23 protein-coding genes are annotated in these 26,491 nt (G+C 70.2%); 15 read left to right on the top strand and 8 right to left on the bottom strand.

Annotated elements, in window-relative coordinates; all coding sequences use genetic code 11:
* The first annotated feature begins 34 nt into the window (after positions 1 to 34).
* The 6 genes from DLJ53_RS12685 to DLJ53_RS12660 are packed head-to-tail and all read left to right on the top strand — an operon-like array spanning position 35 to position 8,044.
* Positions 35 to 2,050: a hydantoinase/oxoprolinase family protein gene (locus DLJ53_RS12685; protein ID WP_111345626.1), complete on the top strand. Its 2,016-nt coding sequence runs from the start codon at positions 35 to 37 to the stop codon at positions 2,048 to 2,050.
* Positions 2,050 to 3,720, top strand: coding sequence for a hydantoinase B/oxoprolinase family protein (locus DLJ53_RS12680; RefSeq protein WP_111345624.1), 1,671 nt, complete (start codon positions 2,050 to 2,052; stop codon positions 3,718 to 3,720). The genes DLJ53_RS12685 and DLJ53_RS12680 overlap by 1 nt, the downstream gene beginning before the upstream one ends.
* Complete coding sequence (locus DLJ53_RS12675; protein WP_111345622.1) at positions 3,720 to 5,000, top strand: NAD(P)/FAD-dependent oxidoreductase; 1,281 nt, start codon at positions 3,720 to 3,722, stop codon at positions 4,998 to 5,000. The genes DLJ53_RS12680 and DLJ53_RS12675 overlap by 1 nt, the downstream gene beginning before the upstream one ends.
* A 47-nt stretch (positions 5,001 to 5,047) precedes the next feature.
* Positions 5,048 to 6,172, top strand: a complete 1,125-nt coding sequence (locus tag DLJ53_RS12670) for a C4-dicarboxylate TRAP transporter substrate-binding protein (RefSeq protein ID WP_111345620.1) — start codon at positions 5,048 to 5,050, stop codon at positions 6,170 to 6,172.
* 34 nt (positions 6,173 to 6,206) lie between these two features.
* Positions 6,207 to 6,728, top strand: coding sequence for a TRAP transporter small permease subunit (locus DLJ53_RS12665; protein ID WP_111345618.1), 522 nt, complete (start codon positions 6,207 to 6,209; stop codon positions 6,726 to 6,728).
* Positions 6,729 to 6,733: 5 nt separating this feature from the next.
* Positions 6,734 to 8,044: a TRAP transporter large permease gene (locus DLJ53_RS12660; protein WP_111345616.1), complete on the top strand. Its 1,311-nt coding sequence runs from the start codon at positions 6,734 to 6,736 to the stop codon at positions 8,042 to 8,044.
* Between the two features lie 300 nt (positions 8,045 to 8,344).
* Here DLJ53_RS12660 and DLJ53_RS12655 read toward each other — a convergent pair whose 3' ends face one another.
* On the bottom strand, positions 8,345 to 9,670 hold the full coding sequence (locus DLJ53_RS12655; RefSeq protein ID WP_111345614.1) for an LLM class flavin-dependent oxidoreductase: 1,326 nt from the start codon (positions 9,668 to 9,670) through the stop codon (positions 8,345 to 8,347).
* On the bottom strand, positions 9,667 to 10,443 hold the full coding sequence (locus DLJ53_RS12650; RefSeq protein ID WP_111345612.1) for a class II aldolase/adducin family protein: 777 nt from the start codon (positions 10,441 to 10,443) through the stop codon (positions 9,667 to 9,669). Before DLJ53_RS12650 ends, DLJ53_RS12655 begins: the two co-directional genes overlap by 4 nt.
* Before the next feature lie 276 nt (positions 10,444 to 10,719).
* Between DLJ53_RS12650 and DLJ53_RS12645 the strand changes: the two genes are divergently transcribed.
* From DLJ53_RS12645 to DLJ53_RS12625, 5 genes are read left to right on the top strand one after another with little or no spacing between them, the layout of a single operon-like run.
* Positions 10,720 to 11,496: an SDR family oxidoreductase gene (locus tag DLJ53_RS12645; protein WP_111345611.1), complete on the top strand. Its 777-nt coding sequence runs from the start codon at positions 10,720 to 10,722 to the stop codon at positions 11,494 to 11,496.
* Positions 11,496 to 12,626, top strand: coding sequence for a pyridoxal phosphate-dependent aminotransferase (locus DLJ53_RS12640; protein ID WP_111345609.1), 1,131 nt, complete (start codon positions 11,496 to 11,498; stop codon positions 12,624 to 12,626). Before DLJ53_RS12645 ends, DLJ53_RS12640 begins: the two co-directional genes overlap by 1 nt.
* Positions 12,627 to 12,642: 16 nt before the next feature.
* Entirely contained in the window at positions 12,643 to 13,518 is an 876-nt protein-coding gene (locus DLJ53_RS12635) for an alpha/beta fold hydrolase (RefSeq protein ID WP_111345608.1), read from the top strand.
* 35 nt (positions 13,519 to 13,553) lie between these two features.
* On the top strand, positions 13,554 to 14,789 hold the full coding sequence (locus DLJ53_RS12630) for a hydantoinase/carbamoylase family amidase (protein WP_111345606.1): 1,236 nt from the start codon (positions 13,554 to 13,556) through the stop codon (positions 14,787 to 14,789).
* An 11-nt stretch (positions 14,790 to 14,800) separates the two neighbouring features.
* The gene (locus DLJ53_RS12625; protein WP_111345604.1) at positions 14,801 to 15,727 is read left to right on the top strand and encodes a cupin domain-containing protein; all 927 of its coding nucleotides are present in this window, start codon (positions 14,801 to 14,803) and stop codon (positions 15,725 to 15,727) included.
* 350 nt (positions 15,728 to 16,077) lie between these two features.
* Here the strand turns inward: DLJ53_RS12625 and DLJ53_RS12620 are convergent, their stop codons facing one another.
* From DLJ53_RS12620 to DLJ53_RS12605, 4 genes are read right to left on the bottom strand one after another with little or no spacing between them, the layout of a single operon-like run.
* On the bottom strand, positions 16,078 to 16,875 hold the full coding sequence (locus DLJ53_RS12620; RefSeq protein ID WP_111345602.1) for an ABC transporter permease: 798 nt from the start codon (positions 16,873 to 16,875) through the stop codon (positions 16,078 to 16,080).
* A 2-nt stretch (positions 16,876 to 16,877) separates the two neighbouring features.
* A complete protein-coding gene (locus DLJ53_RS12615) occupies positions 16,878 to 17,672 on the bottom strand; it encodes an ABC transporter permease (RefSeq protein WP_111345601.1) in 795 nt (264 codons plus the stop codon).
* 5 nt (positions 17,673 to 17,677) lie between these two features.
* Positions 17,678 to 18,688, bottom strand: a complete 1,011-nt coding sequence (locus DLJ53_RS12610) for an ABC transporter substrate-binding protein (RefSeq protein WP_111345599.1) — start codon at positions 18,686 to 18,688, stop codon at positions 17,678 to 17,680.
* A 34-nt stretch (positions 18,689 to 18,722) separates the two neighbouring features.
* A complete protein-coding gene (locus DLJ53_RS12605; RefSeq protein WP_202913120.1) occupies positions 18,723 to 19,616 on the bottom strand; it encodes an ABC transporter ATP-binding protein in 894 nt (297 codons plus the stop codon).
* A gap of 296 nt (positions 19,617 to 19,912) precedes the next feature.
* Between DLJ53_RS12605 and DLJ53_RS12600 the strand changes: the two genes are divergently transcribed.
* Positions 19,913 to 20,632, top strand: a complete 720-nt coding sequence (locus tag DLJ53_RS12600; RefSeq protein ID WP_202913119.1) for a GntR family transcriptional regulator — start codon at positions 19,913 to 19,915, stop codon at positions 20,630 to 20,632.
* Positions 20,633 to 20,669: 37 nt separating this feature from the next.
* Here DLJ53_RS12600 and DLJ53_RS12595 read toward each other — a convergent pair whose 3' ends face one another.
* On the bottom strand, positions 20,670 to 22,040 hold the full coding sequence (locus DLJ53_RS12595) for an amidase (RefSeq protein ID WP_111345596.1): 1,371 nt from the start codon (positions 22,038 to 22,040) through the stop codon (positions 20,670 to 20,672).
* Between the two features lie 580 nt (positions 22,041 to 22,620).
* Here DLJ53_RS12595 and dctP point away from each other — a divergent pair.
* From dctP to DLJ53_RS12580, 3 genes are read left to right on the top strand one after another with little or no spacing between them, the layout of a single operon-like run.
* Positions 22,621 to 23,658, top strand: a complete 1,038-nt coding sequence (gene dctP, locus DLJ53_RS35180) for a TRAP transporter substrate-binding protein DctP (protein WP_162409166.1) — start codon at positions 22,621 to 22,623, stop codon at positions 23,656 to 23,658.
* 55 nt (positions 23,659 to 23,713) lie between these two features.
* Positions 23,714 to 24,238 carry a TRAP transporter small permease subunit gene (locus DLJ53_RS12585; RefSeq protein WP_111345593.1) on the top strand — a complete coding sequence of 175 codons (525 nt, stop codon included), beginning with the start codon at positions 23,714 to 23,716 and terminating at the stop codon, positions 24,236 to 24,238.
* The gene (locus DLJ53_RS12580; RefSeq protein ID WP_111345591.1) at positions 24,235 to 25,545 is read left to right on the top strand and encodes a TRAP transporter large permease; all 1,311 of its coding nucleotides are present in this window, start codon (positions 24,235 to 24,237) and stop codon (positions 25,543 to 25,545) included. The genes DLJ53_RS12585 and DLJ53_RS12580 overlap by 4 nt, the downstream gene beginning before the upstream one ends.
* Here DLJ53_RS12580 and DLJ53_RS12575 read toward each other — a convergent pair.
* Positions 25,542 to 26,360 (bottom strand): IclR family transcriptional regulator, encoded by an 819-nt coding sequence (locus DLJ53_RS12575; protein WP_111345590.1) that lies wholly within the window; start codon positions 26,358 to 26,360, stop codon positions 25,542 to 25,544. The two genes, DLJ53_RS12580 and DLJ53_RS12575, sit on opposite strands and share 4 nt — an antisense overlap.
* Positions 26,361 to 26,491: the final 131 nt, after the last annotated feature.

Below are 26,491 nucleotides of genomic sequence, written 5' to 3'. Positions count from 1 at the left end.
TCTGCGGCCACTTCGTTCAGTACAGGAGCATGCGATGAGGGCCGGTGCAGAGGTCGGCGGAACGTTCACGGACCTCGTCGTCGTCGACGGGGACCGCGTCACGCTGCGAAAAGTGCCCAGCACGCCCCGTTCTCCGGACATCGGCGTGCTCGCCGCGCTGGACGAGACGGGCCTCGACCTCAACAGGGTGGACGATCTCGTCCACGGTTCGACGGTCGCCACCAACGCACTGCTCGAGCGCAAGGGCGCCAGCGTCGCCTTCGTCACCACGAAGGGCTTCCGGGACATCCTGTTCCTGCAGCGCCACGATCGCCGCAACATCTACGACCTGCGCTACGCCAAGCCCGCCCCTGTCGTCGCCCGGCGCGACTGCTTCGAGGTGGCCGAGCGGGTCGACGCCGCCGGCAACGTGATCGTCCCGCTCGACGCCGCGGCAGAGGCCGCCCGCCTCGCGCCGCTCATCGCCGCGGGCGGCTACCAGGCCGTGGCGATCTGCCTCCTCTCCTCCTACGCCAACGCCGAGCACGAGCGCGCGCTCGCTGCGCTGCTCGACGAGGCGCTGCCGGGCATGTTCGTCACCTGCTCGGCCGACGTCAGCCGCGAGTTCCGCGAGTTCGAGCGCGCCTCGACGGCGACGCTCGCAGCGTACGTCCAGCCTGTCATCGACGCCTACCTCGACCGCCTCGCCACCTCGCTCGCCGAGCGCGGCTTTGCCCGCCGCTTCTCGGTGATGCAGTCGAACGGCGGACGGCTGCCGGCCGAGGGGATGCGCCGCAACGCGATCGCCGCCCTCTTCAGCGGTCCCGCCGCCGGCGTCGTCGGCGCGATCCGCCAGGTCGGCCGCTCGAACGTGAAGGACATCGTCACCTTCGACATGGGCGGCACCTCGACCGACATCTGCCTCGTCGCCGACGGCCGCCCGGGCATCTCGCCCGACACCGAGCTCGACGGCCTTCCGGTGCGTACCCCGGTGCTCGACATCGCGACGGTCGGCGCGGGCGGCGGGAGTCTGGTGTGGATGGACGAGGGCGGGATGCTGCGCGTCGGCCCCCGCTCGGCCGGCGCCGAACCGGGGCCCGCCTGCTACGGCAAGGGCGGCACGCTCCCGACCATCACCGACGCCCACGTCATCCGCGGCACGATCCAGCCCGACGCCTTCCTCGGCGGCGCCATGAAGATCTACCGCGACAAGGCCGTCGAGGCGTTCGAGCCGATCGCCAGCGCGCTCGGCATGTCGGTCCCGACGGCGGCGGCGAGCGCGCTGCGCCTCGGCGTCGCCAACATCGTGCGCGCCATCCAGCTCGTCTCGACCGAGAAGGGCCACGACCCGCGCGACTACGCGCTCGTCCCCTTCGGCGGCGCCGGCCCGCTGCTGGCGGCGGAGATCGCCGAGGAGCTCGGCATGTCCGAGGTGGTGGTGCCGCCGAACCCCGGCGTCCTCTCCGCCTTCGGCCTCATCGCGTCGGACTTCTCCAAGATCTACGCCGAGACGCGCCGGTTCCGCGTCGACGGCGCCGCTCCGGACCTCGTGCGCGAGGCGTTCGCGGCAATGTCCGCCAAGGGTCGCTCGGAGTTCGAGGCGCTCGGCCTCGGCGGTGGCCTCGACTTCATCTTCACCGCCGACATGCGCTTCGTCGGCCAGGCGTTCGAGGTGCCGGTCGTCCTCGACATCGAGCGCCTCGCGACGATGGACGCAGCGGCGCTGAAGGACGCCTTCGCGGACGCGCACCAGCGCATCTACTACCACAGCGGCGGCCACAATCAGGCGATCGAGGTCGTCGGCTTCCGCCTCGAGGTGGACAAGCCCATCGACGCGATCCCGACCTTCATGGAGCGCGAGGTGGAGCGCCCCTCCGTCGCGGTCGCGCAGATGGCCGGCGAGAACGGCTCCTACGAGGCGCGCGTCCTCGGCGCCTCCAGGCTGCCCTACGACGAGGCCCACGCCGGGCCGCTCCTCATCGAGGGCTACTCCTCGACGATCCATGTGCCCGCCGGCTGGTCCGCCACGCGCGACGGCAACGACAACATCACCCTGCGCAAGGTGCAGTAATGGCCCTCAACCCGATCGACTACGCCGTCATCAGCCAAGGTATCCTGGCGGCCGCCCGCGAGATGGGGTCCAAGCTCGTCCGCTCGGCCTACTCCACCATCCTGCGCGAGGCGCGGGACGGGTCGGCCGCGATCCTCGACCGCATGGGCGAGACGGTCGCCCAGGCGGAGCTGATCCCGATGCAGCTCGGCACCATCGGCTCGATCTTCCAGGCCTGCGCGCGCGAGTACGACCTCGAGGCGGTCACCGAGGATGAGTTCTTCGTCATCAACGACCCCTATTCGGGCGGCCAGCACCTGCAGGACGTCTTCTTCTTCCATCCGATCTTCGCCGGCGGCCGGCGTGTCGGCTTCGCGGCGTCGGTGGCGCACCATCTCGACGTCGGCGGCGGCAGCCCCGGCCTCTCCGTCATGGCCCGCGACGTCCACTCCGAGGGGCTCATCATCCCGCCGACAAAGTTCTCCATGTCGCGCGACTGGAACGGCGGGGCGCTGGAACGGCTGCTGCGCGCCAATGTGCGCGCGCCGCTCCAGACGATGGGCGACTTCGAGGCGCAGATCGCCGCGAACGCCATCGGCGGGCAGCGCATCCGCGAGCTCTGCGCCAAGTACGGGACCGAGACGGTCGAGGCCGTGATGGCCGAGTTCCAGACCTACACCGAGCGGCGCACCCGGGCCGGCATCGCCGCCGTGCCCGACGGCGTCTACACCGGCGAGGACGCCATCGACGACGACGGCATCGGCACCGAGCCCGTCTACGTGCGCTCCAGGGTGACGGTGAAGGGTGATTCCATCACCGTCGACTACACCGGCACCGACCCGCAGGTGAGGACCAACCTCAACGCCCCGCTCGCCTCGGCGATCTCGGCGACGCTGTCGTGCGTGAAGAGCGCGCTGACCTCGCCCGACCTCCCGTTCAACGCCGGCCTGCTGCGCCCGGTCGAGGTGATCGTGCCCGAGGGAACCATCCTCAACCCGCGCTATCCCGCCCCTGTGCGGGCGCGCATGGAGGTCTGCTACCGCGCCTTCAACGCCACCATGAAGGCGCTCTCCAAGGCGGTCCCCGATCAGGTCATCGCCGGCGGGTTCGACACCACCACCGTCGCCTGCCTCTCCTGGCTCTCGCCGTCCGGCTACTCGGTCTACCTGGAGATCTTCGGCGGCGGCTACGGCGCATCCTCGACCGCCAACGGCTGCGACGCGGTCGACACCCCGCTCGCCAACTGCGCCAACACCCCGGTGGAGGCGATCGACCAGGACTACACGTTCTTCCGCGTCGAGGAGTACGCCCTCACCGTCGACAGCTACGGCCACGGCGAGCATCGCGGCGGCACCGGCTTCGTGAAGGCGTTCCGCATCCTGGAGACGGGCGCCACGGTCGCCCTCTACGCGGACCACTTCACCCGCCCGGCCGACCCGCTGTTCGGCGGCACGCCCGGGACGACGGGCGCCTGCGAGATCCATCGCGACGGCGAGGTGATCCCGCTCGGCTCGAAGGACATGCGTGAGCTCGTCGCGGGCGACCTCGTCGTCTTCCGCCTCGGCGGCGGCGCCGGGTACGGCTCTCCCGAGAAGCGCCGCGTCCCGGAGATCGAGGCGGACCTCGCCGACGGGCTCCTCACCGAGGACGCCGCCCGCTCGGCCTACCCGCAGCTTGCCGGCGTCCGCTGATGGGAACGAGCGCGGCCTCCTTCGAGCGCTCGCTGTGGTTCGCGCAGTGCGAGGAGCCGCGCCTGTCGGCCGCCCCGCTCGCGGGCGACGCCGAGGTCGACTGCTGCGTCGTCGGCGCCGGCTTCACGGGCCTTTCGACCGCGCTGCACCTCGCCGAGGCGGGGCGTGAGGTCACCGTCCTCGAGGCCGAGGAGGTCGGCTTCGGCGCCTCGGGCCGCAACGGCGGCCAGGTCATCCCCGGCCTCAAGGACGACCCGGACCAGCTCGAGGCGAAAGGGGGCGCCGCCCTCGTTGACTTCGCCGGGACCGCGGCGGACGTCGTCTTCGACCTCGTCGAGCGGCACGCGATCCGGTGCCAGCCCGAACGGAACGGCTGGATCCAGGCGGCCCACTCGGCCCGCGCCCTCCCCGCCGTCCAGGCGCGCGCGCGGCAGTGGGCGGCCCGCGGCGTCGCCGTCGAGATGCTTTCCCCCGCCGACATCGAGGCGCGGATCGGAACCGGAGCCTACCACGGCGGCTGGCGCGACCCGCGCGCCGGCCTCGTCCAGCCGCTCGCCTACGTCCGCGGCCTCGCGCGCGCCTTCGTCGCCGCCGGCGGGACGCTCCACGAGAAGACGCCCGTCACCGCCCTCCGCCGCGCCGGCGACCGCTGGAGCGTCTCGACCCCGGCGGGAACGGTGAGCGCGAGGACCGTCGTCGTCGCCACCAACGCCTACGGCAGCGGCCTGGTGCCGGGCCTCGCGCAGAGCATCCTGCAGGTGCAGAGCATGGTCGTCGCGACCGCGCCGCTGCCGCCGGCGCTGTCCGCCGGGGTGATGGCGAGCCGCGCCTGCCTGTCCGAGACGCGCAAGCTCGCCTTCTACATGCGCCTGTCGCCGGACGACCGGCTCGTCTTCGGCGGCCGCGGCGCGGTCGGCCCGGACCAGAAGGCGGCGCTCGGCGAGGCGCTCGTCGGCGGCATGAGGAGCCTCTTCCCCGCCGTGAAGGACGTGCCGGTCGACTACGTCTGGTCCGGCCACCTCGCGCTGACGATGGACCACCTGCCGCACGTCCACACCCCGGAGCCCGGCCTCTTCGCGGCGCAGGGCTACAACGGGCGCGGCATCGCCATGGCGAGCGCGACGGGACGCGCCCTCGCCGCCCACATCGCGCACGGAACGCCCCTGCCGCTTGTCCCCATCCCCATCGCCCCCGTCGCCTGGCACGCCATGCGCCGTCCGGTCATGAACCTCGGCGTGCGCTGGTACTGGGCGAGAGACAGGCTCGGCTTTCCCGGCTGAGCGTGACGAGACCACCCCGCGCCCCATCAACAGGAAGAGGCCCGATCATGAGACTCCTCACCAGCGCCATCGCCCTAGGCTTCCTCGGCATGGCGGCCGTGCCCGCCGCGGCGACCGAGATCACCGCCAGCGTGTGGTTCCCGAACACCCATCCGCTGACCAGGGACGGCTACCTCGCCCTCGCCGAGACGCTGAAGGAGAAGTCCGGCGGCGACCTCACGATGCAGGTCTACACCGGCGACGCGGTGCTGCCGCCGGCAGCGCACCTGTCGGGCCTGCGCGACGGCATCGTCGACATGACCTACCACGCCGGCACCTATACGCCGTCCGACCTCCCGGCCGACAACGTGCTCGCCGCGCTCGGCATCGGGTTGCGCGATTCCATGACGGTCGCCGGTGCGGTCGCGGACTTCTACATCAACGACCCGATGATGCAGGAGATGTTCGCCTCCCAGGGGATCGTCTTCCTCGGCAGCTACGCCTCGCCTTCCTACATCATGATGTGCCGCACGCCGGTGGTCTCGCTGGCCGACATCGCCGGCAAGAAGCTGCGCATGCCGAGCCCGGTCCACGCCGCCTGGGCCGCATCCGTGGACGCCGCCGCCGTGAACGTCCCCTCGTCGGAGATGTTCTCCGGCCTCGAGAAGGGCCAGCTCGACTGCGCCATCAACGCCGCCAACGACCTCAAGTCGCGCTCGCTGTGGGACGTCGCCAAGAACGTCACACTCCTCGACCTCGGCCCCTACTTCGCGGGCTGGGAGTACGCGATGAACAAGCCCGCGTGGGACGGTCTCGGCGAGAATGAGCGCCGGCTCCTCGTCGATACCATCGCCGACAACATCGTCGACATGACCGCCGCCTACCTCGCGTCCGTCGACGACGCGCTGGCCGAGGCGGACGCGCACGGCGTCACCGTCAGCGAGCCGGCCGAAGACTTGCAGGCGAGCCTCGACACGTTCGTGGCCGAGAAGGTGGAGCCGATGGCGCTCGACGTCGGCTCGCGGTTCAACCTGGAGGGCAGCGACGGCCTGCTGCAGCGCTTCAACGACACCTACGCCAAGTGGCAGGGCCTGATGGCGGACGTGGACGAGGGCGACCTCGACGCGGTGAAGGCGCTGTTCCACAAGGAGATCTACGACAAGCTCGACGTCGCCACCTACGGCGCGAACTGATCCTGGACGCAATGAGAGAGCGGGGGACCACGGCATGATCGAACGTTGGGCCGTACGGCTGGCGGGCCTCCTCGCCGCCCTCGCTCTCATCAGCCTCTTCCTGATGATGCTTCAGACGGTGGCCGACGTCCTGGCGAGCAACCTCTTCAATCGCCCGATCGCCGGCAACCTCGAGATCATCTCGGTCTACCACATGGTGTTCGTGGTGTTCCTGCCGCTCGCGTTCGTCGAGCACAAGCACGAGCACATCTCCGTCGACCTCCTCTACCGCGCGCTCCCGGTCCGCCTGCGGCAGGTGGTCCTCGTCCTCGGCTACCTCGTCTCGGCCGTCTTCTTCGCGATCCTCACGTACCAGACGTGGAACGACGCGGTGCGCTCCTTCAACATCGGCGAGATGATGATGGGCGCGGTCTACGTGACGATCTGGCCGGCCAAGTTCGCGCTGCCGCTCGGCTTCGCGGCGATCCTGCTGATGGTCCTGATCCACGCCTGGCGCGCGGCGACGGACCCCGACTTCGATCCGACGCCCGCCTCCCCCGAAGACAGCGCCGCGTAAACCTCATGGACAATCTCACCATCGGCTTCGTCGGCCTCGGCGCGGGCTTCCTGCTTCTCCTCCTGCGGGTGCAGATCGGCGTCGCGCTCGGCATCGTGTCGTTCTTCGGCATCGGCATGATGCTGAACATGCGCGCGGCGTGGGGAATCCTGACGGCGATCCCGTTCAACTTCGTCGGCGACTGGAATCTGACCGCGATCCCGATGTTCCTGCTGATGGGCTTCGTGGCGTCCGAGTCGGGCATCTCCGCCGGCCTCTTCCGAGCGATGCGGATCCTGCTCTCCTGGCTGCCGGGGGGGCTCGCGGTGGCGAGCGTCGGGGCCTGCGCGCTGCTGTCGGCGGCCTCCGGGTCCAGCGTCGCGACGGCGTCGGCGTTCGCGCGCATCGCGACGCCCGAGATGCTGCGCTACCGCTACCACCCGGGCCTCGCGACGGGCGTCATCGCGGCGGCCGGCACGCTCGGCTCGCTGATCCCGCCGTCGATCCTGATGGTGCTCTACGGCTACCTCGCCGAGGTCTCGATCGCGAAGCTCTTCATCGCCGGGTTCCTGCCAGGGCTGCTGTCTGCGGGCATGTTCGTCGGCATGATCGTCATCCGCTGCATGCGCAACCCGGACCTCGCGCCGAAGGTGGACGAGACCTTCACGCGGGCCGACCTCCTCGCCGCCCTCAAGGAGACGTGGGCGCTGCCGGCGATCATCGTCGGCGTCCTGACCGGCATCTTCGTGGGCGTCTTCAGCCCGACGGAGGCGGGGGCGGTCGGCGCCGCGCTGGCGATCCTGCTGGCGGCCGTGCGCGGCAGCCTCACGCTCGATTCGCTGCGCCGGAGCGGGCTGTCGACGCTGGCCTCGACCTCGGGCATCTTCATGGTGGTGATCGGCACGGCGCTGCTGGGCAAGTTCATGGCGCTCAGCGGCGTGCCGCGCTTCATCGCCGATGAGCTCCTGACGATGGGCTCCTCGGACCTCGCCGTCATCCTGATGGTGGCGGTCCTCTACCTGATCCTCGGCTGCTTCCTCGATTCCATCGGCATCATGCTCCTCACCATGCCGATCATCCTGCCGATCGCGCAGGAGAGCGGGATCGAGCTGATCTACTTCGGCGTGATCCTGGTGAAGCTCCTCGAGATCGGCCTGCTGACGCCGCCGGTGGGGCTCAACGTCTACATCATCAAGGGCGCGCTGGGGGACACGGTGCGGCTGACGACGATCTTCAAGGGGGTGACGTGGTTCATCGTCACCGACATGATCACGCTGGCGCTGATCATCGCCTTCCCCTGGCTCAGCACCTTCCTGCCGAGCCTCATCAACACCTGACCTCCACCTCCATGCCCGGCTTCACGGGCCCCCGCGCCGAAGGACCGTGTCGGGGTCAAGCGCGCGCCCGGAGCCCCGCGCAGCGCAGCGAGCATGGCGAGGACGGGCGCTTGACGCCGGCGCGGTCCGGCACAGCCTGTTCGCGGGGTTGAAGGCCGGGCGGCCGCCGAGGCGGCCGTCCGTCCTGCAACCCTGCCTGCCGGCGAGGCGGAGGGAGCGCGAGGGGGGAACTCCCCTCGCGCCGGCGGCTCCACCGGCACGGCGTCCGCGGCCATTCCCGGCGGCGCCGCAGAAAACCGCTCAGGCCCCCGCGAGCGTCTCGACGCTGCCGCCGACCGGGGGGACCTGAAGGCCGAGGGACTGGCGCAGGGTCGTCCCCTCATAGGCGGTGCGGAACAGGCCGCGGTCCTGGAGGCGCGGGACGACGAGCCGGGTGAAGTCGGTGAAGCCCTCCATGAACCAGGGCGGCATGACGTTGAAGCCGTCCGCCGCGCCGCTCTCGAACCAGTCCACCAGCGTGTCGGCGACCTGGTCGGCCGAGCCGCACAGGACCCAGTGGCCCCGCGCGGCGGCGACGAGGTTGGCGAGGTCCTTGAGGCGCATGTTCTCGCGCCGGGCCTTGCCCAGCATGGCGCTCGCGAACGCGTGGTAGGCGTCGTTCTCGCCGAGGCTCTCGGGGATCGGCCCGTCGATGTCGTCGCCGGAGAAATCGTGGTTGAAGCGCTCCCCGAGGATGCCGAGGGCGTCGCGCGCGCCGACGAAGCCCATCAGGGTGTCGAGCTTGTCGCGCGCCTCGGCCTCGGTCTCGGCGACGACGGGCATCACGCCGGGGAGGATCTTGAGGTCGGCCTCGGTGCGCCCGTGCTTCGGCAGGCGGGCCTTGAGGCCGCGATAGAAGGCGATCGCCTCGCCCTGGTCCTGGGTGACGGTGAACACGACGTCGGCGTGCCTGGCGGCGAGCTCCTGCCCCGCCTCGGATCCGCCGGCCTGGAGGATCACCGGCCGCCCCTGCGGCGCGCGGGTGATGTTGAGCGGCCCCTTCACCTTGAAGAAGGTCCCGTCATGGTCGATCGGGCGGATTTTCGCCGGGTCGAAGTAGGCGCCGGTGGCATGGTCGCGCACGACCGCGTCCGGGGCCCAGGCGTCCCACAACGCCTTCGCCACCTCGATGAACTCGGCGCTCATCTCGTAGCGGCGGGCGTGGTCCGGGTGGATCTTGCCGAAGTTCGCCGCGGCCTGCGGGTTGGACGTCGTCACCGAGTTCCACGCCGCCCGGCCGCCGGAGATGTGGTCGAGCGAGGCGAACGCGCGCGCCAGCGACCACGGATCGCCATAGGTGGTGGAGGCGGTGGCGCCGAGGCCGATGTGGGACGTCGTCATCGCCACCGCGGACAGGAGCGTGATCGGCTCAAGGCGCGAGGTGTAGGACGGGTGCGCGGTGGGGTCGGCGTTAAGGTTGTCGCCGATGAAGATGAGGTCGAAGAGCGCGCGCTCGGCCTCCCGGGCGATGGCGACCACCGCCGGCACGTCCTCGAACGAGGTGACGGCGCCGGGCATCCGCCAGCCGGCGATGTGGCTGCCGGTGCCGAGGAGGAAGAGGCCGAGGTGGAGGTGTCGTTCGCTCACGAGCGGTAATCCGGGTCGGTCCTGTCGAGCTCGAGCATCAGCGCCGGCCACTCGCGCTCGCCGGGGACGAGGATGTCGCCCTTCATCTCCCAGAACTGGCGGGCGGCCTTCTCGCAGGTCTCCGGCGAGGGCATCACGAGCGGGATGCCGGACGCGGTGGCCGCCTGCATCGCGAGCTGGATCTTCGCCGCGCGCTCGAAATAATAGAGCAGCATGAAGGCCTCGCCCGGGGTGCGGCCGACGGTCAGGATGCCGTGGTTGCGCATCAGCATGACCGGGTGCGTGCCGAGGTCGGCGACGAGGCGGGACTGCTCGTCGAGGTCGATGGCGACGCCCTCGTAGTCGTGGAACCCCTGCCGGTCGTAGAATCGCATCGCGAACTGGGACAGCGGCAGTAGCCCGTCCGGCTGGCCGGAGACGGCGGTCGAGGCGTCCGAGTGGGTGTGGAGGACGCAGTGCGCATCCTCGCGCGAATTATGGATCGCAGCGTGGATGACGAAGGCGGCGACGTTCACCTCGTAGGCGCTCTCGGACAGCTTCCTGCCGTTGGTGTCGATCTTGACGAGCGACGACGCGGTGATCTGCGAGAAGAGCATCCCGTAGGGGTTGATGAGGAAGGCTCCCGCCTCCCCCGGCACGCGCAGCGAGATATGGTTGTAGATGAGGTCATCGAGGCCGAGGCGCGCCACCATGCGGTAGGCGGCGGCGAGCTTGACGCGCGCGTCCCATTCGCTGGCGGACACGCCGGTGGGCGTGGGGGCGTTGGCTTGCATCGGTCAGACCTCCATGAGTCGTGCCGGGACCCCGGCGAACGCGACATCCGAATTCTTGTATAATGAGGGCTGGCCCGCGCGCACAGCCGACCGTCGGACAAAGTTTGAGCAAATCCGGCGCGAGGGCGCCGATCCACGCGTCATGCGGCGTATCTTTTGGGCGACGGCCTTGCCGCCGCTTGACGGCATCGGCCCCGCCCGCCCACGGTATTGGCGATCCGTTCGTCAATCTTGTATGTCGAGACGGAGAATTTGTATTCACAGGGGCAACGCCGGGTGCAACTCGAGTTGAACGGAAAGGTCGCTCTCATCACGGGCGCCTCGCAGGGGATCGGCCGCGCGTTGGCCTTGGTGCTGGCCGAGGAAGGGTGTCACCTCCACCTCGCCGCGCGCAACGGCGAGGCGCTGGCCGAGCTGAAGTCCGAGCTCGCCCCCTATGACGTTAACGTCACCATCCACCCGGCGGACCTTTCCACAACCGCCGCCATGGAAGAGCTCGCCGAAGCCTGCGGCGAGGTCGACATCCTGATGAACAATGCCGGCGACATTCCGGCCGGCTCCATCGAGGACGTCACCGACGAGGCGATCCGCAAGGGCTTCGACCTCAAGGTGTTCGGCTACATCACGCTGTCGCGCGAGTTCTGGAAGCGGCGCAAGGGCAAGGGCGGCGTCATCGTCAACGTGATCGGCAACTCCGGCGAGAACTGGGACGCAGCCTACTTCGCCGGATCCACGGGCAACGCCGCGCTGATGAGCTTCACCAAGGCGCTGGGCGGACGCAGCCTCGACCATGGCGTGCGCGTCGTCGGCGTCAATCCCGGCCCGGTCGACACCGCGCGCATGCTGAAGATCATGAAGCGCAAGGCGATCGACTTGCTGGGCGACGAGAGCCGCTGGGAAGAGCTCTACGCCAAATACCCCGGCGGGCGCCCGGCGACGGCGCGCGAGGTGGCCGATCTCTGCGCCTTCCTCGCCTCCCCCCGCGCGGCCTACATCACCGGCACGATCGTCACCATCGACGGCGGCATCGCCGCCCGCGGCTCGGTCATCTGATGGCCGACATCGAGACCCGCAACAGGTACTTCGACACCCTGGTGGCGACGCCGGGCCTCGCCTGGATGGGTCAGAACACCAACCATATCCCGGCGCACCCGGCGGTCACCGAGGCGATGCACGCCTCGATCGCGGCGCAGGAGTACAACGCCTACGCCCCGCCCCTCGGTTTCGAGGCGCTCCGCCAGGGGATCGTCGACGACCTCGGCATCCCCGGCATGAGCGCGCTGGTGACGGAAGGCGGCGTCAACGCGCTCTCCCTCATCGTGCGCGCCCGCTGCAAGCCGGGGACGACGCTCGTCACCACCGACCCGACCTGGAAGTGGCCGTGCCTCTTCGCCGAGCAGGCCGGCGCCGAGGTCATCAAGATCCCGATCTGGGACGCCGCGACCGACTACAAGCTGACGCCCGAGCAGCTCGCGGCCGCGGTCGACCACCGCTGCGCGATCGTCTACCTCGTCGACCCCAACAACCCGCTCGGCATCCGCTACACGCGCGAGGAGATCGAGGCGTTCGCAGCCGTCGCGCGCCAGTCCGGCGCCCTCCTCGTCCACGACTGCACCTATCGCGACTTCGCCGACGGCCACACACCTGCGCTCGCCGTCGCGCCCGAGGGCGCGGTCTGCTCCATGTCCTTCTCCAAGTGGCTCGGCCTCGCCGGGCTGCGCATCGGCGCGCTCGTCGGGAGCCCGACGCTGGTCGCCGAGTTCGCCGCCCTCTCCCCGGCCGTCCTCGGCGCGTCGGTGATCGCCCAGCGCGCCGCCCAGGCGGGCCTTTCGGTGAAGGCGGAGTGGATGGAGACGGTCCGCGGCATCGACCGCGCCAACAAGGCGGCGATTTCCGAGGCCGCGCTCGCCGTCGGCATGACGCTCCCGGTGCCACACTCGCACGGCAACTTCCTGGTGCTGGAGACGGCCGGGACCGGCGCCACGCCGGAGGCGATCGTCGAGGCGGCGCGCCGCGACGGCGTGATGATCCGCCAGGGCGCCTACCACACCGAGCGTTTCGGCGACCGCTTCATCAAGGTCTCCACCTCGGTGCCGGGCGAGTGGGCCGACCGCCTCGCGGCGGGCCTTGCCGCCTACGTGGAGACCGCGAGAGGCCTCAACGACGTGCCCGCCCTCTTCTGATGGATCGGATCCAGCCATGTACGTGACCGCACGCGACGGAACGAAGCTCTACGTGGAGGAGGCCGGCGCCGGCACCCCGATCCTCTTCATCCACGAGTTCGGCGGAAACTACGACGCGTGGGAGCCGCAGATGTCGTACTTCGCCCGGCGCCACCGCTGCATCACCTACGCCGCGCGCGGCTACGCTCCGTCCGACATCCCCGCCGACGTCGAGCGCTACTCCCAGGCGATCGCGGTGACCGACGCCATCGACGTGCTGAACGGCCTCGGCATCGAGAAGGCGCACATCGTCGGCCTCTCCATGGGCGGCTTCGCCACGGTCCACTTCGGCCTCGAGGCGCCGGAACGGGCGCTGTCGCTGACGGTGGCGGGCGCCGGCTACGGCTGCGAGAAGTCCACCGAGGAGTATTTCCGCGGCGTCTCGCTGAAGGTCGCGGAGAACTTCGCCGCCGATCCGGTGAACTTCGCGAAGATCTACGCCGAGGGCGCGAGCCGGGTGCAGTTCCAGAACAAGGACCCGCGCGGCTGGGCGGCATTCGCCGAGCGCCTCGCCCGGCACGACCCGGTCGGCGCCGCCAACACCATGCGCGGCGTCCAGGCCCGCCGCCCGTCCTTCTGGGACCTCGAAGACCGCCTCAAGATGATGGACGTGCCGACCCTCGTCGTCGTCGGCGACGAGGACGACCACTGCCTGCAGCCGGGCATCTTCCTGAAGCGGACCATCCCCGCCTGCGGCCTCGTGGTGATGCCGAAGACCGGCCACACGCTGAACCTCGAGGAGCCGGCCGCGTTCAACGCGCTCGTCGCCGAGTTCATCGCCGAGGCCGAGGCCGGCGCCTGGACCCGGCGCGATCCCCGCGCCGACCCCGCCCAGGTGATGAGAACGGACTGAGCGATGCAGGCGACGCGACGCACCGGATCCCCCCGATGACCCTCTCCATCGACGCCGACCGGCTGTGGTCGCGGCTCATGGCGCTTGGCGAGGACGGCGCCCGGCCGGAGGGCGGTGTGAACCGCCAGGCGCTCTCGGCCGAGGAGTTCGCGGCGTGGCGCCGGGTGATTGGCTGGGGCGCCGAGGCGGGCATGACGCCCGCGACCGACGCGGCGGGCAATCTCTTCCTGACGCTCGCCGGCGCCGATTCCGACGCCGCGCCCGTCCTCATCGGCAGCCACATCGACAGCCAGCCGACGGGCGGCCTCTTCGATGGCACGTTCGGCACGCTCGCCGCGCTGGAGGCCGCGACCGTTATCGCCGAGGCCGGGACCGTCCCGACGCGCCCGATCCGCGTCGTCGCCTGGATGAACGAGGAAGGGAGCCGCTTCGCCCCGGGGATGATGGGATCTGCCCTCTTCGCCGGCCGCCGCACCGAGGCGGCGACCTTCGCGGTCAGGGACGCGGACGGCGTCAGCGTCGGCGAGGCGCTCGCCGCGCTCCATGCCGCCTTCGCGGATGTCCCCCGCCTGCCGCTCGGCTTCCCGGTCCACGCCTACGTCGAGCCGCACATCGAGCAGGCCGAGGCGCTGGAGCAGGCCGGGAACGTCATCGGCGTCGTCACCGGCATCCAGGGCAAGGTCACCTTCGAGGTCACCGTCACCGGCCGCGAGCAGCACGCCGGAACGACGCCCATCGGCCAGCGCCGCGACGCGCTGCAGGCGTTCGTGCGGGTGGCCGCAGGGATGCAGGCGGCGGCGATGCGGGTCGGCGAGCCGGTCCGCTTCACCATCGGCCGCGTCGAGGTGACGCCGAACGCGCCGAGCGTCATCCCCGGACGCGTCGTCTTCCGCATCGACCTGCGCTACCCCGACAACGACACCCTCGGCGCGCTCGCGGCGGAGCTGGAAGCGATCGCCGCGCGCGAGGCGGAGCCGTGCGAGGTCCGGACGGTGCGGCTGGTGGACGAGCCGTCGAACGGCTTCGACCCGGCGCTGATGGCGGCGATCGAGCGGGCCGCGGAACGGCACGATGTCCCGGCGCAACGGCTGTTGTCGGCGGCGGGGCACGACGCGCGGCACATCGCGCCGCTGGCGCCGTCGGCGATGATTTTCATTCCCTGCCGCGGCGGCATCAGCCATCATCCGGACGAGTGGGCGGAGAAAGATCACGTCGCCGCCGGCGCGGCCGTACTTCTTGACGTCGTCGCCGAGGCGGCCGGCGTCCGCTGAGGAGAAGCCCTATGAAGCCGATCAACGACATGGCGGACCTGCCGGTCCAGCACCCCGAGGCGCCGGCGACGGCGGCCGAGGCGCGCGGCCGCTACTTCAACTCCGGCAACGCCTTCAACATCAAGCTTCCGCCCGTCCCGCCCAGGATCTTCACCGAGGAGGCGACGCGCGCCCTCGCCGCCGAGGCGACGGGGATCATCGACTGCGACCAGTCCGCCGCCCTCGGCAGCGAGGTCGCGGCGACGACGCCCTTCATGCTGGCGCGCTACGCGGTCGCGAAGGCCGGCGACACGCTCGAGCTGACGCTGAAGACGAGCGCCTCGATCTGGTACGTCATCAAGGGCGCGGGCGAGCTTTATTGCGGTGAGGCAACCGTCGTTGTCGGCGCGGGCGACGTGCTGCTCCTTCCGGGGAGCGTCGCGGCGGGCTTGACGGCGACGTCCGACTGCGTCCTCTGGGGCGTCGGCAACGACCCGCTGATGGCGTTCGAGGGCCTGACGGCGGACCTGGACGCCCCGGCCGCGGCGTTCGTCCACTACCCGGCGAAGGAGATCGCGCGGCAGCTCGACCTCGTGTATGCGTCGGACGCGAATACGAGTACGTCCGGTCACGCGCTGATCTTCTCGGCCGAGACGACGGAGCACTGCCGCAACATCTCGCCGATGCTGACGCTGTCGCTCAACACGCTGCGACCGCATGCCGTGCAGCCGCCGCACCGGCACAATTCCGCAGCGATCACCCTCGCGGTCGCGGGCGACCCGGCGTACACCACGGTGGACGGCGAGAAATGCCACTGGTCGCAGTGGGCGACGCTGGTGACGCCGCCGACGGCGGCGCACGGCCACCACAACGAGGGCGAGACGCGGGCCGAATTCCTGATCGTCCAGGACGGCGGGCTCTACTATCGCGGCCGCACGATGGGTCTCGTCAACCTCTGACGACGGACCGGGCGCCCGGGCGTCCGGACACCCCCCCGGCAGATCCCGAGGAGCGGGGCAGGGTCAAGTGTCCGCGCGGAGCCACGCGCAGGGCGACGCCCGAGCATGGCGAGCACGGACGCTTGACGCTGACCCGGTCCTCTTCAGGCTGGACAAAGGCATTGCAGGTCAGCCGGGCGTCTTCGCCCGTCTGTCCTGCAAGCCTGCCCATCGGCGAGATGGAGGGAGCGCGAGGGGGGAACTCCCCTCGCCCCGGCCGCGCCGCCGGCCGCGCCGACCGCGTGGTCACCCCATAGTCTCCACCACCTTGCCCGCCCCGGCCCCCGCCCCCGGGGCCGTTCACCGGCTCGTCAGGTCCAGAACACGACCTTGCGTTCGATGGCGCTGACGATGCCGAAGAAGGCGAGGCTGATCACCGACGCCGCGAAGATCGCCGCCCACACGCTGATGAAGTCCATGGTGAGGGTCGACTGGTAGATCGTCCAGCCGAGGCCGCCATGGGCGCCGAGCATCTCGGTGACGACGGCGACGATTATGGCGCGGACGGTGGAGATGCGCAGTCCCGCCATCGTGAGCGGCAGCGCCGTCGGAACCCGGAGGCGCCAGAAGACGCCGAAGGTGGAGGCACCGAAGGAGCGCATCAGCGCCACCTGCCGGGGATCGACCCGGTCGAGCCCCGCGACCGTCGACAGGAAGACGGTGAAGGAGACGGCGACGGCGACCATGACGATCTTCGAGGCCATGCCGATGCCGAACCACAGGAGCACGAGGGGCGACCAGGCGATGACCGGCACGGAGTTGATCGCCATGACCGTCGGCAGGACGATGCCGCGCGTTGCGGGGGCCATCGTCACGGTGACGGCGCAGGCGATGCCGATGAGCGCGCCGATGCCGAACCCGACGAGCGACTCGATCAGCGTGTAGGTCCCGGAGCTCACCAGGCGCGCGTAGTTGCGCAGGATGTAGGTGGCGACGTCGGTCGGCGGCGGGAGGATGTAGCGCGGCAGCTCGAAACCGCGGGCGGCGCCCTCCCATGCGGCGAGGATCAGGGCCGCGCCGAGCAACGCGCGGACCGCCGGCATCGGGTCGGCGAGGATCGCCGACGGCAGGGCGAGACGCCGGGCGGGGGCGCGGGCCCGCTCGGTCATGCTCATTGCTCCGACCCCCAGAAGACGATGCGCCGCTCGGCGAGGGCGACGAGGCCGTAGAGGGCGAGGCCGAGGACGGCGGAGAGGACGATGGCCGCCCAGAGGGCCGCGTAGTTCTCGTTGTACATCGCCTGCAGGAGGAGGACGCCGAGGCCGGTGACGTCGCCGAACCATTCGCCGACGATGGCGCCGACGAGGCTGAGCGCGGCGCCGAGGCGCAGGGCGACGAAGATCTGCGGCAGCGCGGTGGGCAGGAAGAGGCGCCGCAGGAGCTGGCCCTCGCTGGCGCCGAAGGAGCGCATCAGCGCGACCTGCTGCGGGTCGACGGCGCGGAATCCGATCAGGGTGTTCACGGTCACCGGGAAGAACGAGAGGTAGAAGGCGATGACGCCCTTGGCGAGCAGCGTGTTGCCGAACCAGAGCACGATGATCGAGCCGAAGGCGATCACCGGGATCGTCTGGGAGATGACGAAGAGCGGCAGGAACATCTCCCGCAGCGTGCGCGATCGGGAAAAGACGACGCCGGTCGCGACGCCGAAGATGCCGCCGGCGACGAAGCCGAGGAACGATTCCAGGAACGTTCGCCACACCGCGCCGGCATAGGTCGACGGCGCGCGGGCGATTTCCGCCGCGATGACGCTGGGGCGCGGGACGGTCGTCACCGGCAGGTCGAGGACGGAGACGAGGGCCTCGGCCGCGATGAGGAAGATGGCGACACCAACGACGGGACGGGCGAGCCTCAGGAGAGGCTCGCCCGCGCCAGCGCGGACCGAAAGGGTACCGGACGCGGCGGACATGATGCTCAGGGCAGCTTGTCTTCGGTCGGGATCGCGGCGAGCGGACCGCTGACGAAGGCGGCCTTCAGGTCCACCGGGGCGGGCAGCATGCCGCCTTCGACGAGGAGGTCGTGGGCCGACTGGATCTTGTCGTAGTCGATGTAGAAGAGGCCATTCTCGGGCACCGCGCCGGCGAGCATCAGCTTCTTGATCTCGGCGAGCTGGTAGACCTGGTGGTCGCGGTTGAGGGTCGGGGCCGCTTCCATGACGATGTCGACTGCCTCTTCCGGGTTCTGGAAGGCGTAGATCCAGCCCTTGATGGAGGCGCGCAGGAAGCCCTCGACCAGCTCGGGGTCGTCGGCGAGGGTCTCCTCGTTGACGATCAGGGTGTCACGCGGGAAGGAGACGCCGTAGTCCTCGGTGACGAAGGTGGTGATCTCCTCGGGCGGGATCGCCTGGTAGACGGTATAGAGCTCGTTGTAGCGGGTGGCGGTCGCGACGTCGCTCTGGCCCTCGATGAACGGGGTCATGGAGACCTGCTGCGGCTGCATGTTCACGTCCGCCGGGTCGATGCCCTCGGCCGTCAGCACGGCCTGCAGGACGTACTGCATGCCGGAGAACCAGGTGGTGACCGTCTTGCCCTTGAAGTCCTCGATGGTCTTCACCGGGCCGTCCTTCTTGGCGACGAAGACGGACGGGGTGATCTGGTGCGCGACGCCGATGGAGACGATCGGCAGGCCCTTGGAGCGGGCGGCCATGACGCTGTCGGTACCGCCGGAGAGGCCGAAGGTGTCCGCGCCGGAGGCGACGAGGCTCTCGGTGAGGAGGTTCGGGCCGCCCGGGTTGATGGTGAGGTCGATGCCCTCCTCCTTGTAGTAGCCCTTGGCCACCGCGACGTAGAAGCCGGCGAACTGGGCCTGGGCGAGCCACTTGAGGCGCAAGGTTGCGGAGGTCAGGTCCTGCGCGACGGCGGTCGCACTGAACCCGGCGCAGAGGGCGATCGCGGTGAGGGTCTTGAGGGCGAGGCGTCGATGCATCGCGGTCCCTTTCGTTTGGGAGGGGGCGGGAGGGTCAGGCGGCCTGGAAGGACTTCATGCTCTCCTCCTCGATGGCGTCGAGGAGGACCTTCTTGAGCCGGACGAATTCGGCCGAGGTGACGACGTCGGGCAGGCGCGGGCGCTCGAGGGTGACCGGCTGCTCGAGCTTCACGCGGCCGGGGCGCGCGGTCATGACGAGCACGCGGTCGCCGAGGAAGAGCGCCTCGTCGACGTCGTGGGTGATGAAGAGCACGGTGCGGCGGTGCTTCTGCCAGATGTCGAGGAGCCAGCGCTGCATCATGGTGCGGGTCAGGGCGTCGAGGGCGCCGAACGGCTCGTCGAGGAGCATCAGGTCACGCTTGAACATGAAGGTGCGCATCAGGGCGACGCGCTGGCGCATGCCGCCGGAGAGCTGGTTGGGATACTTCGTCTCGAACCCGGAGAGGCCGAATTCGGGCAGCATCTTCAACGCCTCGGCGCGTGCCTTCTTCTTGTTCTGACCCTCGATCTCGAGCGCGAGGATGGCGTTGTCGATGACATTGCGCCAGGGCAGCAGGAGGTCGCGCTGGGGCATGAAGGCGACCCGCCCGAGGAGCTCGGCGGCGTGGCATGAGCGGCCCTCGAAGCGCAGCGCCGAGCCGGCATCCGGCTCCTCGAGGCCGGCAAGGATGTTGAAGAGCGTGCTCTTGCCGCAGCCGGAGGGGCCGACGACCGTGACGAGCTCGCCCGGGCGGATCGTGAGGGAGAGGCCGTCGATGGCGACGGTCTCGCCGAACGTCTTGGAGGCGCTGGTAAGCTCGATGATCGGCTGCTCGTCGCCCGTCGTCGCGGCGGCCGCGGCACCTCCCGCGGCAGCGGACGGGGCCGCCGTGGCGCGGACGGGCTCAGCGACGGGTGCGCCGGAGCGCCATGCGGTTGCGATCATCATCTCCCCTTGCGGCCGTATCGCAGTCGGTCGGGCGGCGCGTCGGCCGCACGCTCACTGGCGCGCTGACCGGTCCGTCGGGGAGCGGCGAGCGGTGCGTCGAGCGTGCTTTAGTGGAGAGGCATGCCCAGTCTCTGGTCAAGCTCATATTGTGCGCATGATTGCCCGTATCGTATACATCAAAGACCAATATGCGTGCTTGCCAAGCGTGCGACGGCCGGACGAATGTGGCGACTCGCCTCTCCCATGTGCCGCGAACGCGGGGAGAGGTGCGACGGAGCGAGAGGAAAGGAGCGCCGATGTCCGACGTGGAAGCGGCCGATCGACAGAGCGACGGGCACGCCGGAGGACGGCCGGGCGGAGACGTGAACCGCACCACCCTGGCGCTGGACCTCTACCGGGAGCTGGAACGGGCGATCATCGCCGGCGAGATCCAGCCCGGTGAGCGGCTCGACGAGCAGGAGATCGCCCAGCGCTTCAACGTCTCGCGCACGCCGGTCCGCGAGGCGCTGCGGCTCCTTGGCGCCAGCGACCTCGTCGAGCTGCGCGGCCGGCAGGGCGTCATCGTGCGCAAGATCGGCGTCTCGGCGCTCATCGAGATGTTCCAGGTGATGGCCGAGCTTGAGGCGCTGTGCGCGTGCCTGGCGGCCCGTCGCTCCAGCGCGAAGCAGACCGAGGCGCTGCACGACATTCAGGCGCAGCTCGTCGCCAGCGCGGCCCGCTCGCCGGCCGACATCGAGGACTTCTACGCGATCAACCAGGAGTTCCACGAGGCGATCTACGATGCCTCGCGCAACGCCTACCTCGCCAACGAGACGCGCCAGCTCCGCAACCGGGTGGCGCCGTTCCGGCGGCGCGTGACCGCCCTCCCCGCGCGACTGGAAAAGACGGTCGTCGAGCACCAGGCGATCATCGACGCCATCGTCGCGCGTGACGCCGAGACGGCGCGGGTCGCGATGCGCGACCACGTGAGCCTCCTCGGCGACGACCTCATCGACCTGATCGCATCCTTCGACTGACCCGCGCCCGTGAGGCTGGCCTGCCGCGTGCGCCGTGTCAGAGCGCGGGGCGGCGCAGGTGCCAGCCGGTCCGCTCCTGGTAGGCGGCGGCGATGGCGAGGACGGACCCTTCGTCGAACGGGCGTCCGGCGAGCTGAAGGCCGAGCGGCATCCCGTCCGGCGCGAAGCCGCAGGGGACGGAGACCGCCGGCTGCCCCGTCACGTTGAACGGCGTCGTCATCACCATGCCCGTCAGGAGCAGCTCGTGCGGGGTCGGCTCGAGCCGGCCCGCGGGCTCGATCGTCGGCGTGGCGAGGACATCGACCGCGGCGAAGGCGGCGGCGGTGTCGCGGTCGAGCTCGCGGCGGCGCTGGCGGGCCCTCGCCAGATCGGCGTCGCCGACGAGGGCGCCGGCCATGGTGCGCCAGCGGAAGCTCGCGCCGTAGGCATCTGGATCGGCCGCGACCTCCGCGGCGTAGACGTCGTGGATCTCCCGCAGCGCGATCACTTCCTTGGCGTCGGTATAGTCGCGCAGCGGCGGGAGGGTGACGTCGACGACGCGGGCGCCTGCCCCGCGCAGCACCGCCAGCGCCGCCTCGAAGGCGTTCCGGACGACGGCGGAGACCGGCGCCTCCCGCTCGAACCAGCCGCGAGGGACGCCGACGGTGACGGCGGAGAGGTCGGCCGGCGGGACCGGTGCGAAGGGCGCGTCCGCGACGTCGGGGTCGCCACCATCCGGCCCGGCGATGGCGGCGAGCACGGCCGCGGCGTCGGCGGCCGAAAGGGCCAATGGGCCGACATGGTCGAGCGCGGCGCTGCAGGGGGCGACGCCGGAGCGGCCGACCCGTCCGTAGGTGGGCTTCAGTCCCGTGACGCCGCACGCGGAGGCCGGCAGGCGGATCGAGCCGCCGGTGTCGGTGCCGATGGCGAAGCTCGCGAACCCCGCCGCGACCGCCGCGGCGGCGCCTGAGGACGAGCCCTCGGCGTGGCGCTCCGGGTTCCATGGGTTTCGGGTGGGCGTGCCGAGCGCGTCCCAGGACGGGCCGCCGTAGGCGAACTCCCACGTCGCCGTCTTGCCGAGGAGGACCGCCCCCGCCGCCGTCAGGCGCGCCACCACGTGGGCGTCCCGTGCCGGGATGCGGGCAGCGCGACTGCGGGACTGGCAGGTTGTGAGGATGCCGGCCGTGTCGATGATGTCCTTCAGGACGTAGGGGACGCCGTGGAGCGGGCCGCGGTCGTCGCCGCGGGCGAGCGCCTGCGCCGCGCGCCGCGCGTCGGCGAGCGCCCGCTCGGGGGTGACGGTGACGAAGGCGCCGACGGCGCCGTCGTGCCGGGCGATGCGGTCGAGGCAGTCCGCGGCGACGGCTTCGGGCGACAGGTCGCCGCCGCGGTAGCGGCGACCGAGGGCGGCGATGGAAAGGTCGGTCATGTCCGGCCGGGGTAGCGGCCCGGGCGGAAGGGGGCCGGGTCCGGCGCAGCGGGCGTCGCCTGCAGGCGGTCCAGCAGCGGGGTCACGAAGCGCTGCATCGCCGCCCACTCCTCCGCTGTCACGGCCCTCGGTCGCTGCGGGGCGTCTTGCGGCGCGGGGGATCTATCGTCGGGCTGCGTCGTCATCGAGAGGTGCGGGGGTCCGGTCAGGGTGCGGATCGGCTGCGGCGCGCCGGTGCGCCGTCGGCGGGACCGCCACTCTGCCACGCCGCGGCATGCGAGGCATAGCCGCCATCCCTCTCGGCCTCACGCCCGGACGTCGGGCGGCAGCGGATGCGGTCACGCCTTGCACCAGCGCGGTGCGGCTGGCACGAAATTCGCCATGGGCTGTAGAAAGCCGCCGGTCCGCCAGATGCGGGCGGTGCACGGCAGCCCGAAGGAGAGTGCCCGGCAGCGGGCATCACCCATGCGCCTGGGGTGCGCCGGCCCCATGTGCACGCAACTTGACCATGCCCTTCAATCATGCACAATTTCGTTATTCGAGACGATATCTCGAAAAACGAGATTTGGAGACATCCCGGATGTTCAGACCCTTGCGCGCCTGGCGTCTTTTCGTCGCCGGCACAATGCTCGCCGCAAGCACGCAGTTGGCCGCCGCACAGGAATACACGTGGCGGATCCAGTCGAACCTGAACGCCGGCGACCCCGGCCAGGTCGCGCTGGAGGACGGTTTCGCGAACCTCGTCACCGAGATGTCCGGTGGCCGCATGGCCTTCGAGATCTATCCGGTCGGCGCCCTCTACCCCGTTTCCGACGGCCTCGAGGCGGTCGGCGCGGGTGTCACCGAGATGGCGCTCCTCACCGGCAGCTACTTCGTCGGCAAGATCGGCCCCATCGCCACGCTCGAGACCGGCGTTCCCGGCTCGCTGCGCACGCCGATGGAGCGGTACAACTTCTTCTACCGCCGCGGCTTCATCGACCTCTGCCGCGAGGCCTTCGCCCCCTTCGGCGTCTACTATCTCGGGCCGCAGTTCTCGTCCGAGTGGGACATCATGTCCAAGAAGCCGATCACCTCGCGCGAGGACTTCAACGGGCTGAAGATCCGCGCCTACGGCATCGAGGCGGAGATGTTCCAGGCGCTCGGCGCCTCGCCGGTCTTCATGGGCGGCGGCGAGATCTACACCGGCCTTGCCACCGGCGTCATCGACGCGGCGCGCTGGTCGAGCCCGGCGGGCCTCAAGAACGCCTCCTTCCAGGAGGTCGCCAAGTACGTCGTGCAGCCGTCCTTCATGCCGGTGCCGAACAACTTCTTCGCGGTGAACCAGGCGGCCTGGGACCAGCTCCCGGACGACCTGAAGGCCATCATGCAGGAGGCCGCGATCCGCTCCTCGCTCGAATACATCGCCACCGCCATGGACCGCGACGCGGCCGCGCTGGAGGAGATGAAGGCCGCCGGCGTCGAGGTGTCGGTCATCCCGCAGGAGGAGTTCGAGGCGATGGAGGGCGAGGCCCGCAAGTTCTGGCAGGCCTATGCGGAGAAGGACGACCTCTCCAAGCGCGGCGTCGAGATGCTGACGCAGTTCCTCACCGACCTCGGCCGCATGGACAAGCAGGACTGAGTCCGCCGGGGGCGGTCCTCTCCCCGCCCCCGCGACCGGTTCCGGAAGTGAGGACATGAGACTGCTCGACCGAGCGATCCGCCTCGTGGACGCCCTCATCGCCTTGCTCGGCCGATGCGCGGCGTTCACCGTCATCGGCATCATCGCCACCATCCTCATCGAAATGATCGCCCGCGGCGGCTTCTCCCGCTCGCAGCCGTGGGCGAACGACGTCACCGCATGGCTCCTCGCCGCGCTGATCTTCCTGGGCGGGCCGTGGGCGCTCGCGACCGGCAACTTCGTGCGGGTCGACGCGCTCTACGACCGGTTCAGCGCACGCACGCGTGCATGGATCGACACGGTGATCTCCACCGCCCTCTTCGCCCTCTTCTGCGGCACGCTGCTGAAGTTCGGCTGGACCTTCTTCGCGCGGGCCTACTCGGTCGGCGAGACGTCGGCGAACGGGAACTGGGGCGGCCCGGTGTGGGTCGCGAAGGGTCTCCTGCCGCTCGGCGCTGTGCTCCTCATCCTCGCCTGGATCTCGCACCTCTACCACGCGTGGCGGGGCGACCGGGACGAGACGCGCGAGGAGGGCCTGTGACCGATCCCGTCCTCACGACCTCGATCCTGTTCGGCGGGATGCTCGTCTTCCTGGGCATCGGCGTGCCGATCGCCTTTGCGCTCGGCGGCTTCTCCATCGCGCTCATCTACCTCTTCTGGAGCCCGATGGCGCTGTCGATGCTGCCGATCCGCGCGTTCGGCACGGCGACGTCCTTCGAGTACGTGGCGATCCCGCTCTTCATCTTCATGGCGGCGATGCTGCAGCGGGCGAAGATCGCGGACGACCTGTTCGACGCGATGCAGCGCTTCTTCGGCGGGCTGAGAGGCGGGCTCGCCATCGGCACCGTGCTCGTGTGCACCATCTTCGCCGCGATGGCCGGGGTCAGCGGCGCGGCGACCATCTCCATGGGCATGCTGGCGGTGCCGGCGATGCTGCAGCGCGGCTACGGCAAGGGCGTCGCGCTCGGCTCGGTGGCGGCCGGCGGCTCGCTCGGCATCCTGATCCCGCCATCGGTGACGATGATCGTCTACGGCATCGTCGCCAACACCTCGATCGGACGGATGTACGCCGGCGGCCTGCTGCCGGGGCTGCTCATCGCGTTCCTCTTCTGCATCTACCTCGTCACCCGCGGGCTCCTGAACCCGGAGGAGAGCGGCGGGATGGAGCTGAGGCGCTACACCTGGAAGGAGAAGCTGTCGGGCCTGACGGGCCTCGTCATCCCGCTCCTCCTCGTGGTGGCGGTGATGGGCTCGATCCTGACCGGCATCGCCAGCGTCTCCGAGGCGGCGGCGGTGGGCGCGGCGGGGGCGATCTTCGCGGCGGCGGTGCTGCGGCGCCTCACCTACGCGGCGCTGCGCGACAGCTGCTACGAGACGGTCAAGCTCTCGTGCATGATCTTCTGGATCATCATCGGCGCGACCGCCCTCTCCACCTTCTACACCGCGATGGGTGCGGCCCGCTTCCTCGAGGCGCTGGTGCTGGGGCTGGAGGTGAACCGATGGTTCATCCTCATCGGCATGCAGGTGATCCTGCTGTTCCTCGGGATGCTGCTCGACACGGTCGGCATCATCATGATCACCGCGCCGATCTTCGTTCCCATCATCATCAAGCTGGGCTTCGACCCGGTGTGGTTCGGCATCCTCTACATCGTCAACATGGAGATCGGCTTCCTGACGCCGCCGTTCGGCTACAACCTCTTCTATCTGAGGGGGGTGGCGCCACCGTCGGTGAAGATGACCGACATCTACGCGTCGGTCATTCCGTTCATCCTGCTGATGATGCTCGGGCTCGCGCTGTGCATGATCTTCCCGCAGATCATCCTCGTCCTGCCGAACCTGCTGTTCTAGCCCGCCGCGACGAGCGGGGGCTGGCGGCGCAGGCGCGCTTCGCCGAGCGAGCCGCCCTCGCTCGTCTCCAGCATGCGGGCGAAGCGGGCGGCGGCGGGACGCAGGAGGTCGGCCCAGGCCTCCGGCGTGCGCTCGGTGAGGCGCGACATCGGTCCCGTCACGCCGATGGAGTAGACGATGCCGCCGCGCGTCGTCGGCACCGGCGCCGCGTAGGCGCCGACGTTCTCGTCGATCTCGCGGATGCAGATGGCGAAGCCCGTGCGCCGCACCTCCTCGAGCTCGGCGCACACGGCCTCGGCGGACGTGTGGGTGAAGCGGGTCAGCGGAGCGAGCGGGGCGGCGAGATGGCGCGCGACCACCTCCGCCGGCTGGAAGGCGAGGATCGCCTTGGCGGACGCTGCGGCGTGCGCCGGTTGCTCCTCCCCCGGAAAGACGTGGATGCTGTGCCCCTGGTCGGGCACCGCGCGCGCGACGGAGGTGATCGCATCGAACCCGAGGCGCACGATGTAGCACGTCTCGTGCAGCTCGGCGGCGAGGTCGTCGACCACGAGCTGGGCGAAGGCGGTGACGTCCTCCTGGCTCTGGCCGAGCTGGAGAATGCGCCACATCCGCTCGCCGATGACGAAGGTCTTTCGCCAGGCGTCGTCGCTGGTGAGCGCGCCGGCGTCCATCAGGGCGCGGGTGAGGCGATGCACCGAGGCCTTGGGGAGCGCGGTGATCTCCGCGATCTCCCCGAGGTTGAGCCCGCGCGGCGAGGCGGCCACGAGTTCGAGGATCTGAAGGTAGCGTTCGATGGGGCCCGGTGCGCTCGTCAACGTGGCGTTCCTCTGTCGTTGGATCGATTGGCGTTTTCGTCCTCCGCGACCGTCCGGAACCCGGGCCGGCGCGTGTTGACAACACGTTCAACCGATCGTCAAATATCAATAATCGGAACAATATCTCGATT

Source organism: Acuticoccus sediminis (genome assembly GCF_003258595.1).
Classification (GTDB): domain Bacteria; phylum Pseudomonadota; class Alphaproteobacteria; order Rhizobiales; family Amorphaceae; genus Acuticoccus; species Acuticoccus sediminis.
This window is presented reverse-complemented; position numbering and strand designations above follow the sequence as displayed.

Bases quoted from the DNA above. Each gene is read 5' to 3' on its own strand.
- DLJ53_RS12685 (WP_111345626.1), top strand. From the start codon at position 35: ATGAGGGCCGGTGCAGAGGTCGGCGGAACGTTCACGGACCTCGTCGTC.
- DLJ53_RS12680 (WP_111345624.1), top strand. From the start codon at position 2,050: ATGGCCCTCAACCCGATCGACTACGCCGTCATCAGCCAAGGTATCCTG.
- DLJ53_RS12675 (WP_111345622.1), top strand. From the start codon at position 3,720: ATGGGAACGAGCGCGGCCTCCTTCGAGCGCTCGCTGTGGTTCGCGCAG.
- DLJ53_RS12670 (WP_111345620.1), top strand. From the start codon at position 5,048: ATGAGACTCCTCACCAGCGCCATCGCCCTAGGCTTCCTCGGCATGGCG.
- DLJ53_RS12665 (WP_111345618.1), top strand. From the start codon at position 6,207: ATGATCGAACGTTGGGCCGTACGGCTGGCGGGCCTCCTCGCCGCCCTC.
- DLJ53_RS12660 (WP_111345616.1), top strand. From the start codon at position 6,734: ATGGACAATCTCACCATCGGCTTCGTCGGCCTCGGCGCGGGCTTCCTG.
- DLJ53_RS12650 (WP_111345612.1), bottom strand. From the start codon at position 10,443: ATGCAAGCCAACGCCCCCACGCCCACCGGCGTGTCCGCCAGCGAATGG.
- DLJ53_RS12640 (WP_111345609.1), top strand. From the start codon at position 11,496: ATGGCCGACATCGAGACCCGCAACAGGTACTTCGACACCCTGGTGGCG.
- DLJ53_RS12635 (WP_111345608.1), top strand. From the start codon at position 12,643: ATGTACGTGACCGCACGCGACGGAACGAAGCTCTACGTGGAGGAGGCC.
- DLJ53_RS12630 (WP_111345606.1), top strand. From the start codon at position 13,554: ATGACCCTCTCCATCGACGCCGACCGGCTGTGGTCGCGGCTCATGGCG.
- DLJ53_RS12625 (WP_111345604.1), top strand. From the start codon at position 14,801: ATGAAGCCGATCAACGACATGGCGGACCTGCCGGTCCAGCACCCCGAG.
- DLJ53_RS12620 (WP_111345602.1), bottom strand. From the start codon at position 16,875: ATGACCGAGCGGGCCCGCGCCCCCGCCCGGCGTCTCGCCCTGCCGTCG.
- DLJ53_RS12615 (WP_111345601.1), bottom strand. From the start codon at position 17,672: ATGTCCGCCGCGTCCGGTACCCTTTCGGTCCGCGCTGGCGCGGGCGAG.
- DLJ53_RS12610 (WP_111345599.1), bottom strand. From the start codon at position 18,688: ATGCATCGACGCCTCGCCCTCAAGACCCTCACCGCGATCGCCCTCTGC.
- DLJ53_RS12605 (WP_202913120.1), bottom strand. From the start codon at position 19,616: ATGATGATCGCAACCGCATGGCGCTCCGGCGCACCCGTCGCTGAGCCC.
- DLJ53_RS12600 (WP_202913119.1), top strand. From the start codon at position 19,913: ATGTCCGACGTGGAAGCGGCCGATCGACAGAGCGACGGGCACGCCGGA.
- DLJ53_RS12595 (WP_111345596.1), bottom strand. From the start codon at position 22,040: ATGACCGACCTTTCCATCGCCGCCCTCGGTCGCCGCTACCGCGGCGGC.
- dctP (WP_162409166.1), top strand. From the start codon at position 22,621: ATGTTCAGACCCTTGCGCGCCTGGCGTCTTTTCGTCGCCGGCACAATG.
- DLJ53_RS12585 (WP_111345593.1), top strand. From the start codon at position 23,714: ATGAGACTGCTCGACCGAGCGATCCGCCTCGTGGACGCCCTCATCGCC.